This is a genomic window from Polaribacter sp., from assembly GCF_965660385.1.
Lineage (GTDB): Bacteria > Bacteroidota > Bacteroidia > Flavobacteriales > Flavobacteriaceae > Polaribacter.
Map to the genome: position 1 here is coordinate 1 of NZ_CBFHZT010000019.1, position 16,217 is coordinate 16,217.

Genomic DNA, 16,217 nt, shown 5'->3' on the forward strand with positions numbered 1-16,217 from the left:
TTCCTTTATCTGAGTATCAGATAAAACGGGATTCAAAATGAAAACAGTTTCGTAATGATTCATAATTAATAATTTATTGTTTATTTAAGCGTGCAAATATAGTAACTTTTTTGCATATAAAAACATCTTTTTAATATTTTAAAAAGTGTTATTGAAACTTATCTTTTTTTGAAGAGAGCATAAAGTTATAAGCTTAAATATTAGGAAGAGAAAAAGAGACTGTTTAAAAAAAACACACAACAATTAGATATGTATAAAATACTATATATCAAAATGTTATATTGGTCTTTGTTTACTTAGGTTTTATTTGTCCAAAAAATCAATATTATTCATCAAAAACGCCTTCTAGTTCTTTATAAACAATCTCTCCTTTTACAATATTTAATCCTTTAGATAAGGATTTATCAACTTCACAAGCTTTTTCCCAACCTAAATTGGCTAATTTTAAAATATAATTTAATGTAACATTGGTTAATGCCATTGTGGATGTGTAAGGTACAGCACCTGGCATATTCGCTACACAATAATGTACAACATCGTCTATTATATACGTTGGATACTCGTGAGTAGTTGCTTTAGTGGTCTCGAAACAACCACCTTGATCTACAGCAACATCAACAATAACAGTTCCTGGTCGCATATCTTTTAACATATCTTTGGTAATTAGTTTTGGAGCTTTTCCTCCTTTAACCAAAACACCACCAATAATTAAATCATGTGTTTTTATGTATTCGCGAATACTATATTCACTAGAAAAACCAGTAACTACATGATTGGGTAATACATCATTTACATAGCGTAATCGTTTCATATTAATGTCTAAAATGGTAACGTGAGCTCCCAAACCTGCAGCCATTTTTGCAGCTTGTACACCTACAACACCTGCTCCTAACACCAAAACCTTACCTGGTTGCACTCCTGGGACACCACCTAGTAATATTCCGCGGCCTTTAATTGGTTTCTCTAAATATTTTGCCCCTTGTTGTATGGACATTCTGCCAGCAACTTCAGACATTGGAGTTAATAATGGTAAGGTACCTTCTTCATCTTCAACAGTTTCATAAGCAATACAAATGGCCTTACTTGCAATCATTGCATTTGTTAACGGTTCACTAGATGCAAAGTGAAAATAGGTAAACACAATTTGATTTTCTTGTATTAATGAATATTCCACTTCAATCGGTTCTTTTACCTTAACAATCATATCACTTTTTGCATATACATCTTCAATAGATGGTAATATAATAGCACCAACAGCTTGATAATCTTTATCAAAAAAACCACTTCCATCTCCAGCAGTAGTTTGCACATAAACTGTATGTTTATGTTTGGTTAATGCAAAGACTCCAGCAGGTGTCATACCTACTCTACTTTCGTTGTTTTTTATCTCTTTAGGGATACCAATGACCATGTTATTTTTATTACTATTACACGGTTTAAAAGTAAAACCTTTTTGTTAAATATTTAACAAAAAGGTTTTGAAGTGTTATTTTTACGATTGTTGTATTTTTTCAATCTAGTAATTATGAATTACTAATTTATACTTACATTTTTTAAATAATATCTATAAAATTAAGAAAATATGTAACCAAAAAAAATCTATTTTTATCTGTTTTAATCTAAATCGAAACGTATTCCCATTGAAATATTTCTAGTTTCAGTATCTTGAAACAACGGATTTAAATCATATTTTACATAAAAACTGGTACTTTTATAACCTATGTAAGTACTAACACCATAATTGAAAATATTCATGTTAAAATTATCAAATTGTATCTCTTCAATTTCAACATTATTAGCATCACTGTACTCTAAATATTGTCTTGTACCTAATTTGAAACCTACAAATCCACCAAGACCAATTCGTAAAGACCTATTGGTTCTGTCTCTTAATTGTCCACTGCTGTATTTTTTATTTTTAGATAAATCCCACTCTAAATGAACTGGAAAATTCATTTGCACATGACGTAATCTGCTATGGGATAGTTGATTTGAAAAATCTTGAATTTCTGTTACATCTCCATTTTTAACATGAATTCTATTATCTTCTAATCGCAAGTTATTCCATAGAAAAGACACACCGTATTTAACATACAATTGCGATGGTTTATGTGATAAACGTGTTTTCCACGAAAACCCTAATTCGTAAAAACGAGATCTCCAAAATTGATATTCAGAATCGTTTAGCGAAGCCAACTTATTATCATTCAAAACATTGTTTACACCCATTGCAAATATAAATTGCGTTGTTGTGCTTCTTTGGTATTTGTTTTTACGTTCCCAACGTCTTTTTTTACGTTCATCGTTTTCATAATCATCATCCTCAGAAACCTTAAATTTAAATGTTTTATTGCCAATGGAAAAGGTGTTTTCTTCTTCGTAATCATCATTTTGATTTTTAGAACTTTCTTCAGTACTCGCAATCTTACCATTGGTTTTATCTTGTACCAAAAGCTGTAACAAACGTTCCTGCTCACCAACTAATTTTTCAATTTGTCTAGCATGATACGCTGCAACTTCTTTTTTTAATGTTTTTGATGTTACCTCAGTAATTTCTCCTTTTTCTAATTGATTATCTATTGCAATTACTTTTGCTTTTAAAGAGTCCTTTTGTTGCTTGGTAATTTTTTCTATCCTTTTTGATATCTTACTTACTTCATTCTCGAATGTTTTTTCTTGAGATTGGGCAATGGTTGTACATAACAACACTAGTACTAGTAGTATTCTTTTCATTTGTATTGATTTTAAAGTTATTGTTTTTTTGTTGTGTTATAAAGTTTGTATTCCGAATGAATACATCTATTTATTTTAGATTTTAATTATTTCGTAAACTCACAATTACATTGAAGCATTAATCATTTCTGCTAGCTATAGCCACTGCAATATCGGAAACTCTTCTTTGAAGTGATTTCATAAAACTATTTTCAAAATAATCATCATCAATACTACGTTCTACTTCTGCTAAAATAGTATTCGGATTTACTTTTAAATTCGATTTTTTGAGCTCACCTTTAATCGTTTTCAGTACATCTTCTCTATTTATTTCGTATTTGGCATAGTATGCTTTTACTTCTTTAGATGAATGGGTTACAGCATATAACAAATCATTGGCATTAATTTTTATAGTACTATTAGGGTCTTGTTTTAGCGGTTTTTGTGATGCATATTTACTTTTATTTTCTTCAATTTTAAGCTTAATCAAGGTTTCTTGTTCATCACTTTTAGCAGCTATACCCGCTTTTACAATACCCATTTTTTTATGGCTATTTTTACTAACTATTTTGTTATAATCTTTTGCAATTACAGGAGAATGAACAATTTCTTTTTGTATTTGTAATGCCTCCTTAATGACAACTGCTTCAGGAATTGGAACTTCATTGATTAATTTATCAATTTTTTGATTGATTATTTTTTTCTGATCAGGTGAAACAACGATTTCATCTTTAATGAAAACATCTTTTGAATCTTTAGAAAAAACCTGTAGCCCTATGGTAACCAATAACAAAATACTTGCTGCTGCACCTATATAAAAAAACCAGCCAAATTTCTTTTGCCTTGGTTGTTCGTCTAATTGAACAGACAAGCGTTCCCAAGCTGAAGCAGATGGCTCAAAAGTTCTATTTTCTAACTTTTCTTTAATATTTTTATCAATTTTATTCATCTTCATGAACTGCTTTATTCATTTTTAAATAATTTTTCTGCAATAATTTACGTGCCTTAAATAATTGCGATTTTGATGTACTTTCAGAAATATTTAATTTCTCTGCAATTTCTGAATGTTTAAATCCTTCTATGGCATATAAATTAAACACCATTTTGTAACCTTCTGGCAATTGATCTATCAATTTCTGAATATCTTCTACAGCCGTATTTTCTAAACTTTCTGTAGCTGCATCATTAAATACAAAATCTTCATCAGATAAATTCAATACATTTTTTTTGCGGAGGTAGGAGATGCACGTGTTCACCATAATTCTACGAATCCAACCTTCGAAACTACCTTCGTGTTTGAACTTGTGTAAGTTTTTAAAAACCTTAAAAAAGCCTTGTAATAACAAATCTTCTGCATGATGCAAATCTTTTACATACTGCCTGCAAACCCCTAACATTTTAGGCGAATGCTGCTCAAACAATTGTTGTTGCGCTTCTCTATTGTTATTTATCGCTTTTTTAATAAGCGATTTTTCTTGGTTATGCAATTTTATAATTTTCAAGCCTCTTGGTTCTGTTTTAACTGCCTTACAAATATATAGACTACCAAAGTTTTAAAAAGGTTGCTTTACAAATTATTTTTTTTTGATATTTTTTGCTAAAAAAAAGAAAATCAACCAAATAAATATTTAAATCATGGTGAAAATTATACGAAAGCTATAAACCTTGATAAGAATTGAGCAAACTGTTAAAAGTAAATCGACAACCTTTTTTTTACTGTATTTTCTTTAGTATCTTTATTTTTATATCATAGGTATAAATTTTGATGTATGTTGATTAAAAAGAATATATGACCCACAAACTATTTTTATTTTTAATACTAATTCCTATTTGCTTTTTTGCACAAACCGCAGAAAACAGCTCAATGAAAACCATTTCTGGTTTTATAAAATACAATAATAAACCTCTTGAAAATGCAACCATATTTGTGGAAAAAACAACAAATTATTCGGTTTCTAATGAAAAAGGTTTTTATAGTATTAAGGCAAAAGTTGGTGATTTTTTAAGTTTTAGTTATGTAGATTTAAACACGGTAGAAATATTGGTTGAAGATGTTACTACTATTTTAAATATAGAGATGAACCTTAAAAATACTATTGCAGACAGCCAGTATAATAAGGTAAAAAAACTTGGTGAAACCAATATTGGAGAACATATAAAGCTTCCTTTAGCTATTAAAATTGATGGTAGTACTTTAAACAAAAACAGTATTTCTCTAACCAAAGCCATTCAAGAAAAAGCACCTTATTTATTAATACGTTATAATGGTTATGGTGAAGAAATATCGTATATAAGAGGTAAAGAAATGAATGGCCCTGTAATATGGACTATAGATGATGTTTCTTTTGATATCCCTTTTGATGTTTTTATACATGAAGTTAAAACCGTTTTTATTGTGAATCACCTTTACAAAAATCCTGAAATTAAGGTATATACAAACATAGATTATACAAAAATTAAAGGGATAAACTTTGATAATTATTACTTTACAGAAGATGATTTTTACAACAACGATGCTATTGCTTACAAAAAAACTGAAATCAAATATCCATTTTTAGAAAAGTACAAAAAATTAAAAATTGATGAAGCTATTGATTTGTTCTCTAAAACAAAAGCTATTGATAAAAACACTACAAACTTTCATTTTGCTTTGTTTAATTATTTTAAAAAAGAAAAAAATAGCACATCATTTTTATTGCAAATTTTAGCTGATTATGAGAGAAATTTTTCTAAAAATCCTGAAGATTTAAAAGCATTGGCTTACAAATATGAAGAAATTAATGAGCTAGAAAAAGCTTTAGATATTTACAAAAAAATAATAAAATTAAGACCAAATCACTTGCAATCGTATAGAGATTTGGCGAATATATTTTTAGAATTGAAACAGTACAGAGATGTTTGGTTGACTTACAAGGTTTATTTTAAAAATGGCTTTAAAATTGATGAAAGTGACATTGGTGAAATCATTACTTCTGAAATTATTGCAACTTATAACTTAGATACTATTGAAAGAACCAAATTGCAAAAAATTAAAGTAAAAGATCCCACTAAAAATGTAGAAAGTGATGTTAGAGTGGTTTTTGAATGGAACACAACAGAAGCCGAATTTATTATTGAAATTGTAAATCCGAACTTAGAAGTTTTTGAACTTGAAAATTCATTAATTCAGAATATAGGTTTAATTGAAGATCAAAAGCAAAAAGGGTATACTTCTAAAGAAATTTTTATTGACCATTTAAACTATGGAAATTATTTAGTGAATCTTACCTATTTAGGCAACAAACAATACAAACCCACTTCTTTTAAAATTACTACTTACTACAATTGGGGAAGACAAAATCAAACAAAAAAAATCGATATTTTTGATTTTGGCCTAAAGGATAAAAAAGTACAGTTGCTAAAGCTGAATCGTAGGTTTTTGAGGTAATTAATTTAATTAATTTTTAAAAAAAATGAATATTGAAAAAGAAATTGAGGATTCTAAAAATAGAATTGAAGAAAGACAACATTTAATAGAAATTAAATTATCTAAACTAGATTCTAAAATTAAAAACTATAGCAATTGGGCTTGGTTTTTTGTGATTTTAGGAGTTATCATAATAATGATTTCATCATATTATTTTATAAAAATGACCGATGTTGAAAAATTTGAACTCAATTTATTAGGTGATTTTTTATCTGGCTCAGTTGCTTCGATTTGGTCTTTAGCAGGATTGTTTTTCATTTACGTTGCATTTCTGGGGCAAAAACAACAATTACTAAATCAGCAACTTGAAATAATGTATAGTCAGTTAGAAGTGAAGTATACAAGATTGGAATTAGCAGGACAGAAAGCTGAAATGAAATTACAAAATGAAACTCTAAAGATCCAAAAGTTTGAAAAACACCTTTTTTCAAATGTTGAATTTATTGAGTGACTCAGTAAATTCTTTAGATATTGCTCATAATCATAATCGTTTAGTAACAGGAAGAGATTGCTTTAGTAGATTTTATGATGAATTTAAATCTAAAATATTTAATAACAACGTTGAATATAAAGAATGGAGCCATATTAAAGTTTCTGAAATTGAAGAATCTTTAAGAAATTATAATTTATTTTATATTTCAAGAAAATCAGATTTAAGTCATTATTTTAGAACTCTTTACCATATAATTAAGTTTGTTGATAAATCAAATATTAAAAATAAAAAACAATATATTTCTATTACAAGAGCACAATTATCTAGCTATGAGCAAATTCTTATATTCTACAATTGCTTGCATAAAAATGGAAATAAAAAATTCAAACCACTGTTGGAAAAATATTCTGTACTTAAAAATATTGATGATGATTTATTAATTAATTTAGAACATAAAAAGGAATACAATAGCTCTGCTTATAATTATATTTAAGTCAAGACTTACAGAGAGAATAAGTTTAAAAATAAAAGTATATTTTAAATGCACCTTCTAGACTTCTAAAAATTGAATTTCACTAATAAGCATCCACATCAATAATAAAACGAATAGGTCTAAAACCTTTAACAGCTTCAAACGTGTTCTTTACTTTTTGCAAATGATTTTTTGTATTGGCTAACGATTGTTTTGGTGGAATTTTAATCACTAAATTCTTAATGTATTGATTTCTAATTCTTGCTATAGCTGGAGCTGTTGGTCCTAAAACATTTTCGCCAAAAGAATTGTATAAAGCTTTAAACAACCAGTTAATTCCGAGATCTACTTTATTGTAATCTCTATGTTTTAGTGTAATTTTTATCAACCTATAATAAGGAGGATATTTGTATTGCCAACGTTCTTGCAATTGCTCTTTATACATGGCTGTGTAATCTGTAACAGAAACTTGTTGTAATATTTGATGATATGGATTGTAGGTTTGAATGGCAACATTACCTTGTTTTTTGCTTCTACCTGCCCTACCCGAAACTTGAACCATCATTTGATAAGCCCTTTCATGTGCTCTAAAATCTGGATAGTTAAGCATGGTATCTGCATTCAAAATCCCCACTAAAGAAACATTGTCGAAATCTAATCCTTTAGATAACATTTGTGTACCTACTAAAACATCAATTTCACGCGCTTCAAAAGCACCAATGATTTTTTGATAACCAAATTTACCACGAGTCGTATCTAAATCCATTCTACCAATTTTATAATCAGGAAACAACTCTTTAAGTTCTATCTCTATTTGCTCTGTTCCAAAACCTTTGGTATCTAAAGTATTGCTGCCACAAGCACTACAAGAATTTGGCATTGCCCTTTGATAATTGCAATAATGGCAACGCAATTCGTGCTTGAATTTATGAAAGGTTAACGAAACATCACAATTTGGACATTGAGGCGCTACTCCACAAGTTTTACATTCTACTATTGGCGAATATCCACGTCTATTTTGAAATAAAATAACTTGTTCTTTTTCCTCTAAAGCCTCTGTAATTAATTGAAGCATTCTATCTGAAAAATGCCCTTTCATTTCTTTTTTTCGATGTTTTTCTTTTACATCAATCAGCTCAATTTTTGGCAACTGTACATTTCCAAATCTTCTATTCAACTCCACAAAACCATATTTGTTTTGTTGGGCATTAAAATAGCTCTCTAATGATGGTGTTGCAGAACCCAGTACAATTTTTGCTTGATGCATTTTTGCCAAAACAATGGCAGCATCTCTTGCATTGTATCTTGGTGAAGGTTCAAATTGTTTGTAAGAAGTTTCGTGTTCTTCATCAACAACAATTAAACCTAAATTATAAAATGGTAAAAAAATTGAAGATCTTGCCCCTAAAATAATCTGTGCTTTGGTTTTCTGTTCTAAAACATTATTCCAAACTTCTACTCTTTCATTCATAGAATATTTAGAATGAAAAACAGAAATTTGATCACCAAAATAAAACTGTAAACGTGTTATAATTTGAGTGGTTAATGCAATTTCTGGCAACAAAAACAGTACTTGTTTTCCTGAATTTAAAACCTCTTGAATTAGTTTGGTATATACTTCTGTTTTTCCTGAACTAGTAATTCCATGTAAAAGGGTAACATCTTTTTGTTGAAAGGTTGTTTTGATGTCTGCTAAGGCTTTTTCTTGAAATTCGTTTAAGGTTTTTAAAGAATTTGTATCTCCTTTAAAATTTATTCTATCGGTTTGAATTTCATAAAACTCAAAAATATTTTTATCTACTAAAGATTTTAAAATTGATGATGAAACCTTTGCTTTTGTTTCTAAATCTTTAACTTTTATTGGTTTTTTAGTAGTTGCTAATTGAAAAAATGTTAAGACAGCTTCTCGTTGTTTTTTTGCTCTTGATAATTGGTCTAGAAGGGTGTTTAATGTATCATCTGAACCATAATTAGCATGCAAACGCACATATTTCACCAACTTTGGTTTGTACTGTTCGTAAATTTGTTCTTTAATATAAATCGCCGATTTTTGTATCAAACTATTTACAATAGGCATTACTTTCTTCTTCCCTAAAATATCAACCACTTGATGAATGGTTAATTGCGATTGATGTTGTAAAGCCTCAAAAATTAAAAACTCGTCATCTTCTAAAATTTCTTCATTTTGAAAAGCTTCATTCTTATAAATAATGGTTTCACTTTCTAATAAAAAAGCAGAAGGTAAAGCAGCTCTATATACATCACCCAAAGCACACATATAATACTTTGCAAGCCATTGCCAATGTTGCAATTGAATTTCATTAACCAAAGGTGTTTCATCTAAAATTTGATGAATTTCTTTTGCTTCATATAAAGTGGGTGCATTTTGGTGAATTTCAAAAACCAAACCTGTAAACAATTTTGTTTTTCCAAAAGACACTGCAACTCGCATTCCCTTTTGCAAATAGCTAGCTTCCTCATCAGTAATACTATACGTAAAAGTTTTCTGAATTGGGATTGGTAATATGACGTCTATGTAGTAAATATTCTTAAATGTTTAACATTATAAATGTCAAAGCTAAATAAAAAATACTATCTTTATGCTAATAATTTAGCACTTAATCCCCCAAAAATATGACTGCTGAAAATTGGAAAAACTTAGGTGAGTTTGTTACTGTAGGCGATAAAAAAGTTTTTGTTATAGATATCAACCCTAAAAATCATGCTGGTACGTTAGTTATTCTCCACGGATATCCCACAACCTCATATGACTATTATAAAATTATCCCTGAACTTTCTCACTATTTTAGAATTGTAATTCACGATCATTTAGGCTTTGGCTTTTCTGATAAACCAGATTCCTTAACCTACTCTTTAATGGACCAAGCTGATATTGCTTTACGCCTTTGGGCTAAGTTAGGCTTAAAAAGTGTATCTATATTAGCTCATGATTATGGTACTTCTGTTGCGCAAGAAATCTTATCTCGAAAAAATCATAATTTAATTCCTTTACGTATTAATAAAATATACCTCTGTAGTAGCAGTATGCGTTTGGATTATTTACATCTAAAAAACATCTTTAAACTGCTAAAAAACAAAAATTTAGGACGCTATATTTATAGGTTAACTAATTTCGGGTATCGTAAAATTAAAAGAACGTTAAATACAAATGATATTGATTATGACCTTCAAGAAGATTATGACGTGCAGCAAATGTGGCATGAAATGAATTCTACTCAAGGTGTAAAAGAGGTACATTTTATAAGTAATTTTATTAATGAACGTTATACGTATTGGCATAGGTGGACAAATGCTTTAAAAGAAGCCTCTGTACCAGTAAGAATCTTTTGGGAAAAAACAGACCCAGTTGCTGTAAAAGAAATTGCCATTGTTCTAGCTACAGAAGAGGTTAGCAAACATTTAGTTTGGATTGAAAATGTAAAACATTATTCTATTAAAGAAACTCCAAATAGTTGGATAAAATTGGTATTTGAACATCAAAACAGGTCTAAACCTGTTTTTTAAAATTGTATTTATGGATCTTAAAGAATGGGCTAAAAAGGGACAAATAGTTTCTGTTTTAGGCAGAGATGTTTTTGTAATTGATAAAGGTAAAAGCGATAATACTATTGTAATTTTACATGGCTATGGTACATCATCTATAGATTACCATAAAATTCTACCCAAATTAACCGAAAATTATAGAGTAATAATTCAAGATTTTATTGGTTTTGGTTTCTCAGAAAAACCTTTAGGGTATTACTTTAATATTCAAGAACAAACTGATGTTACTTTAGAATTATGGAGAGTTTTAGATCTAAAAAAGGTTATGCTGATTTCCCACAACTATGGAAGTCTTATAAGTTTCGAAATTTTAACCAGAATAAAAACTGAACTCTCTAAAATAGAAATTCAAAAATTATTTTTTTTAAATGGTACAATATCTTTTAATTATAAAGATCTTACCAAAAATAACGTGCAGCCTTTAGAAGAGTTTTCTAAAATAACACGTTTAATGTCTTGCTCATTTTCATTATATAACAAAAAAATCAAAGAGTTTTATTTTGATAAAACAAAAATTTCTGATGATGAAATTAAATCAAAATGGGGATTATTGCATCATAATAATGGTGATAAAATTATTGATTTTTTATATGATTACAATACAGAAAGTAAGCTTTTATGGAATAGGTGGTTTAAATATATGAAGCAAAACAAAATACCTACAAAAGTAATTTCTGGAAAAAATGACCCTATTTTTATAGAAAGTGATGCTATTACTTTTGCTGAAGAATTTATAAATGGCGAATTGTTTCTTATTGACAATTGTGGACATTACCCTATGTTAGAACAGCCCAAAGAATTTCTTAAACTAATTGTAAATGCATAAATGATTGCTAGCAAAATTAATAATGGCTATTTTAAACATTAAAAATTATTCAACTATTTGATAATGATAATTTTTATTTTTTTACAATTAACTCAAAAGAAATAAGAGGTTTAGGTTAACTTAATAGGTTAGCCATTTTTTTTTAAGTTTATTTTCTTTTTTAGCTAACCATAAATTATGTACTAGTGTAAAAAAAGAAAAAAACGCCACTGTAAACAAAGTATAATCTATAAAATAATTTGCCAAAGTATCTAAAGAAATTGAATTTATAAGTTCTAATATCATAATAATTTGTTTTGTTATTACTCAAAGCTAATCATTAATTTTATTCCATTATTTTTTATTATACAAAAGGTATATAAAGTTCGTTCAACTGTTTTTTACTTTAGATTAAGTAAATTATTCATAAATAAACAACAAGCTTTTAACGTGTTAATTACCTATAAATCAAGCTTCATAAACTTTTTTTAACACAAACTTCCATGTGTTATTTTATGTAACAATACAATTATTATTAATTTTTAAATGATATCCAACAAATTCATACTTTATGTAGAAGTTATTTATTAAAATCGTAATATTATTGTTTAAATATAATACTTCAAATAAAAATGATTAAAAATATTTATAAAACCTGGGTTCTAATTGTTCCTTTTTTAGGATTACTGTATTCTTGTACCCAAAGAAAAAACATGGATACTAGAAATAAAAGTACAGCTAAAAACTATGAACTAGTTTGGGAAGATAATTTTAAGAGTAAAAAATTAGACACCACTAAATGGAACCGTCAAGTAGAACCAGCAGGAAGGTTTAACAAAGAATGGCAAAGATATACGGATAGCGAAAAAAATTCGTACATAGAAAACGAACAACTTGTTCTTGAAGCAATTCATACAAGTAATGTTCATAAAATAAATCAATACACTTCTGCAAGATTAAATACAGCTGGTAAATTTGATTTTACTTATGGTAAAATTATTGCCAAAATAAAATTACCAAGTGGTAAAGCTATTTGGCCAGCATTTTGGATGTTAGGCTCTAATATTGATGAAAATGGTGGTGATACACCTTGGCCAACTTCTGGTGAAATAGATATTTTAGAACTTTGGGGAACAAATAGCGCAAGTGTTGTTGAAGCAAATGTACATTATGCAAATGCATCTGGTAAACACACACAAATGGGTGCTGAAGGTTACCACTTACCTAAAGGAGATTTTTCTAAAGATTTTCACGAATTTGAATTTGAGTGGACGAATGAAAAAATGATTTGGAGCGTTGATGGAACAAGTTACCATACGCTAGATATTACTGACAAAAAATATTATGCATTTCATAAAGATTTTTTTCTATTGTTAAATATTGCTGTAGGTGGAGAAATTGCTGGTTACCCAGATGAATCTACTCCTTTACCTCAAAAAATGATTGTAGATTATATTAAAGTTTATCAGAAAAAATAACACTAAAAACCAAAAATGCCTCAATAAAAATATTGAGGCATTTTTTAAATTATATATAAATATACTGAGGTTATACATTAAATCTAAAATGCATAACATCACCATCTTTTACGATATACTCCTTACCTTCTACTCTCATTTTACCAGCTTCTTTTACTTTAGATTCTGATCCATAAGTTATATAATCTTCATAAGAAATGGTTTCTGCTCTAATAAAACCTTTTTCAAAATCGGTATGAATTACACCTGCAGCTTGTGGAGCAGTAGAACCAATAGGAATTGTCCATGCTCTTACTTCTTTAACACCAGCCGTAAAATACGTTTGTAAGTTTAATAATTTATATGCAGAACGTATTAAACGAGATACACCTGCTTCTTCTAAACCAATATCTTCTAAGAACATTTGGCGTTCTTCATAATCTTCTAATTCAGTAATATCGGCTTCTGTACCCACTGCCAAAACGATTACTTCTGCATCTTCATCTTTTACAGCTTCTTTTACCTTATCTACGTAAGCGTTACCAGAAACTGCTGCATTTTCATCAACATTACAAACGTATAACACTGGTTTAGAAGTAATAAATTGTAAAGATTGTACAAATTCTATTTCTTTTTCTGTAAAATCTAAAGCTCTTACAGATACTCCTTTTAATAAAGTTTCTTCTACTTTTAATAAAACCGCTAATTCTGCTTGTGCCTCTTTATTACCCGTTTTTGCTGTTCTTTTAACGCGTTCTAATCTTTTTTGAACAGTTTCTAAATCTTTTAACTGCAATTCAATATCAATAGTTTCTTTGTCTCTTACAGGATCAATAGAATTATCAACATGAATAATATTTTCATTATCAAAACAACGCAATACGTGTAAAATGGCATCAGTTTCGCGAATATTTGCCAAAAACTGATTTCCTAAACCTTCGCCTTTACTCGCTCCTTTTACCAAACCAGCAATGTCTACAATCTCTACAGTTGCAGGCAATACTCTTTCTGGGTTTACCAATTCTTCTAACTTTTCTAAACGTGAATCTGGCACATTTACTACGCCTAAATTAGGCTCTATTGTACAAAAAGGAAAGTTTGCACTTTGCGCTTTTGCATTAGACAAACAATTGAATAATGTTGATTTTCCTACGTTTGGTAATCCTACAATTCCGGCTTTCATATGATGTATTATTGTGGCTGATGAATCTTCTTAACTTAAATTAAGATAATTGTTCATAATTTTTTCAGAATGCAAATATAATACTTTGTTAAAGTTAAATGTTGTTTTATTTCAAAATCTAAAAATTGTCTACTTTTCGAAAAAATTAACTCAACTATGACTAAAAAATTACTTTGTATCACTCTATTTTTCTTCGGATGTTTAGCTGTACAATCTCAAATTGCGAAAGGAAAAATTATCAGTAAAACTAACTCTAAACCAATTTACAGAGCTGCTGTGATAACAAATTTGCAAACGGGTACTGAATCTGACAAAAATGGCTTATATAACCTACAAATTAATAAGGTAAAAAACATTACATTTTCTTGTTTAGGCTATGTTTCAAAAACATTTTCTTTACAAGATTTACAAAAACAAAACTTTTTAGTGGTTTTGGCCGAAGACATTAATCAGTTAGATGAAATTCAACTAAATTTAACTAAAATAAACCTTGATTCTCTGTTGATTAAAACTAAAAAAAGCATGCAAAAAAACTTTGTATCTGGTGCATTACAAGGTAATTTTTATGCTCGAGAATACTCTGAAATAGATTTTGAAAAGTTAGATTTAGAATTAGAAAAAAGTACCTTACTAAACAGAAAATCGAGAAAATTAGCTGAAAAAGAATTGACTGAATACGCTAATAAACTTCGAGGAAGTAATCCAAAGGTTACTTCTGAGTTTTTCGGAGTGTTAAAAGCTCAAAAAAAATATTCAGAAAAATGGAAAAGACATTTCAATTTTACTGAAATTGATACCATTGAAGGTATCACCTTTTTTAATAACGATAAAGATATTACTATCGAAAAAGCTCAAAAAAAGTTACAAAATATCGTTTTAAAACACTTAGACACCAATAAAACTTACAAAATTAGCTCTGGTTTATTTAGATTAGAAGATTCACTTTCGTTAAAAGAAATTGTTAGGGAAACAGACTCTTTATCTAAAAACAATTCTTTTGATAAAAATAATTCTAAATATTATTATAATGATGCTCTTAAAAACGCTACATTTTTTAAAAGTGAAAGCAAAACTAATTTTTTAAGCAGAAAATATTACGACCATTATTTAGCTAAAAATGAGATTTTAGGAAGTAAATTATTTTATTGCATCAGTTTTGAACCAAGAAAATCAAAATCTAAATTTAGTGGTAAAATTTATGTTGATCCCAATACTTATACAATTAAAAAAATTACCTATTCGTTTGCAGAAGGTAAAAAAGGATTAAACTTAAATTTAAAATGGCTGTTAGGTATTAAAGCTTCTGAAAATATAAATTCAGCTACTATTTTTTATGAAAAAAATAGCAATGACAGTATCTATGTATCTTATTTTAAAGAAACTTTGGGCAATTATGCTTACATCCATAGACCTATTAAGTTTAAAGAAAATTCTAAGGAAAAACAAAAAGTAAAATTTGATATTAAAATAGAAGTAAATGTTCTATCTAACAAAGAAATTTTAGTTAGTGATTTAATTGCAATTGAAAAATTTGCGTTAAAACAAAAAAACAAAAAAGAAACTTCAAAAAAAATACCCTACCTAACTTTAAATGAATACAATACAACCAACTGGAAAAATAGAGAACTTATTATTGATTATTTAAAACACTACGAATAAATTATAAAAAAGTTTGTATTTGCATAACTAATTTATAAAAGTTGTCTATAATCTAATTAAAAACAGGATTAAATTTTAAAATTTAATCCTGTTTTTTTATGAATAAGAAATGTTAACTTAAAATTATATTATAATTTTTAATCTTCATCTTCGTCTTCAATATTTACATCAAAATCATCATTATCATCAAAAAACTCTTCATCATCAGCATATTCTTCCATTGCATTTTCTAACTTGGTACTTATTTTTACTAAATAATTAGTATCCTCAGTTTTAACTTCTACTGCTTTTATGGTTTCTCCTTTTGCATTTTTAAATGAGATAATATCCTCATAATCATAGCCATCAGGATATTTATCAATTAACATATCTAAGATGTCTTTGGTTAGTTTTGAATACTCTACAATTACTCTTTTCATTTTTTATAATTTTATAATTTTATAATTTATTAAGCCATTTGTGATTT

Annotated in this window: 15 protein-coding genes and 1 pseudogene; 7 read left to right on the forward strand and 9 right to left on the reverse strand. The window is 28.1% G+C overall.

Annotated features, from left to right (window positions below):
* The 5 genes and pseudogenes from ACTG3V_RS07605 to ACTG3V_RS07625 form a co-directional block, all read right to left on the reverse strand.
* A pseudogene (locus ACTG3V_RS07605) lies at positions 1-63 on the reverse strand (30S ribosomal protein S6); the annotation flags it as partial.
* Positions 64-325: 262 nt separating this feature from the next.
* The gene (ald, locus tag ACTG3V_RS07610; protein WP_439131558.1) at positions 326-1,411 is read right to left on the reverse strand and encodes an alanine dehydrogenase; all 1,086 of its coding nucleotides are present in this window, start codon (positions 1,409-1,411) and stop codon (positions 326-328) included.
* A 203-nt stretch (positions 1,412-1,614) separates the two neighbouring features.
* Entirely contained in the window at positions 1,615-2,733 is a 1,119-nt protein-coding gene (locus ACTG3V_RS07615; protein WP_439131559.1) for a hypothetical protein, read from the reverse strand.
* A gap of 118 nt (positions 2,734-2,851) precedes the next feature.
* On the reverse strand, positions 2,852-3,661 hold the full coding sequence (locus tag ACTG3V_RS07620; protein WP_439131560.1) for a hypothetical protein: 810 nt from the start codon (positions 3,659-3,661) through the stop codon (positions 2,852-2,854).
* On the reverse strand, positions 3,654-4,214 hold the full coding sequence (locus tag ACTG3V_RS07625) for an RNA polymerase sigma factor (RefSeq protein WP_439131561.1): 561 nt from the start codon (positions 4,212-4,214) through the stop codon (positions 3,654-3,656). The genes ACTG3V_RS07620 and ACTG3V_RS07625 overlap by 8 nt, the downstream gene beginning before the upstream one ends.
* Before the next feature lie 287 nt (positions 4,215-4,501).
* Here ACTG3V_RS07625 and ACTG3V_RS07630 point away from each other — a divergent pair, with 287 nt between their 5' ends.
* Genes ACTG3V_RS07630 through ACTG3V_RS07640 form a run of 3 tightly spaced genes read left to right on the forward strand, consistent with a single transcriptional unit; the run spans position 4,502 to position 7,104 of the window.
* Positions 4,502-6,139 (forward strand): hypothetical protein, encoded by a 1,638-nt coding sequence (locus ACTG3V_RS07630; protein ID WP_439131562.1) that lies wholly within the window; start codon positions 4,502-4,504, stop codon positions 6,137-6,139.
* Between the two features lie 25 nt (positions 6,140-6,164).
* Positions 6,165-6,629, forward strand: a complete 465-nt coding sequence (locus tag ACTG3V_RS07635) for a hypothetical protein (protein WP_439131563.1) — start codon at positions 6,165-6,167, stop codon at positions 6,627-6,629.
* A complete protein-coding gene (locus ACTG3V_RS07640) occupies positions 6,622-7,104 on the forward strand; it encodes a putative phage abortive infection protein (RefSeq protein ID WP_439131564.1) in 483 nt (160 codons plus the stop codon). Before ACTG3V_RS07635 ends, ACTG3V_RS07640 begins: the two co-directional genes overlap by 8 nt.
* An 82-nt stretch (positions 7,105-7,186) precedes the next feature.
* On the opposite strand, the gene priA is transcribed toward ACTG3V_RS07640, so the two are convergent.
* Complete coding sequence (gene priA, locus ACTG3V_RS07645) at positions 7,187-9,610, reverse strand: replication restart helicase PriA (protein WP_439131608.1); 2,424 nt, start codon at positions 9,608-9,610, stop codon at positions 7,187-7,189.
* A gap of 107 nt (positions 9,611-9,717) precedes the next feature.
* Here priA and ACTG3V_RS07650 point away from each other — a divergent pair, with 107 nt between their 5' ends.
* Together ACTG3V_RS07650 and ACTG3V_RS07655 are read left to right on the forward strand one after the other, a co-directional pair.
* Positions 9,718-10,608 (forward strand): alpha/beta hydrolase, encoded by an 891-nt coding sequence (locus ACTG3V_RS07650; protein ID WP_439131565.1) that lies wholly within the window; start codon positions 9,718-9,720, stop codon positions 10,606-10,608.
* Between the two features lie 10 nt (positions 10,609-10,618).
* Positions 10,619-11,473, forward strand: a complete 855-nt coding sequence (locus ACTG3V_RS07655) for an alpha/beta fold hydrolase (protein ID WP_439131566.1) — start codon at positions 10,619-10,621, stop codon at positions 11,471-11,473.
* A 120-nt stretch (positions 11,474-11,593) separates the two neighbouring features.
* On the opposite strand, the gene ACTG3V_RS07660 is transcribed toward ACTG3V_RS07655, so the two are convergent.
* Positions 11,594-11,758, reverse strand: coding sequence for a hypothetical protein (locus tag ACTG3V_RS07660; RefSeq protein WP_439131567.1), 165 nt, complete (start codon positions 11,756-11,758; stop codon positions 11,594-11,596).
* Positions 11,759-12,084: 326 nt separating this feature from the next.
* Between ACTG3V_RS07660 and ACTG3V_RS07665 the strand changes: the two genes are divergently transcribed.
* The gene (locus ACTG3V_RS07665) at positions 12,085-12,930 is read left to right on the forward strand and encodes a glycoside hydrolase family 16 protein (RefSeq protein ID WP_439131568.1); all 846 of its coding nucleotides are present in this window, start codon (positions 12,085-12,087) and stop codon (positions 12,928-12,930) included.
* A 70-nt stretch (positions 12,931-13,000) separates the two neighbouring features.
* Here the strand turns inward: ACTG3V_RS07665 and ychF are convergent, their stop codons facing one another.
* On the reverse strand, positions 13,001-14,092 hold the full coding sequence (gene ychF / locus ACTG3V_RS07670) for a redox-regulated ATPase YchF (RefSeq protein WP_439131569.1): 1,092 nt from the start codon (positions 14,090-14,092) through the stop codon (positions 13,001-13,003).
* Between the two features lie 156 nt (positions 14,093-14,248).
* Between ychF and ACTG3V_RS07675 the strand changes: the two genes are divergently transcribed.
* Positions 14,249-15,751: a carboxypeptidase-like regulatory domain-containing protein gene (locus ACTG3V_RS07675; protein ID WP_439131570.1), complete on the forward strand. Its 1,503-nt coding sequence runs from the start codon at positions 14,249-14,251 to the stop codon at positions 15,749-15,751.
* A gap of 137 nt (positions 15,752-15,888) precedes the next feature.
* Here the strand turns inward: ACTG3V_RS07675 and ACTG3V_RS07680 are convergent, their stop codons facing one another.
* Positions 15,889-16,170: a hypothetical protein gene (locus tag ACTG3V_RS07680; protein ID WP_439131571.1), complete on the reverse strand. Its 282-nt coding sequence runs from the start codon at positions 16,168-16,170 to the stop codon at positions 15,889-15,891.
* Positions 16,171-16,217: the final 47 nt, after the last annotated feature.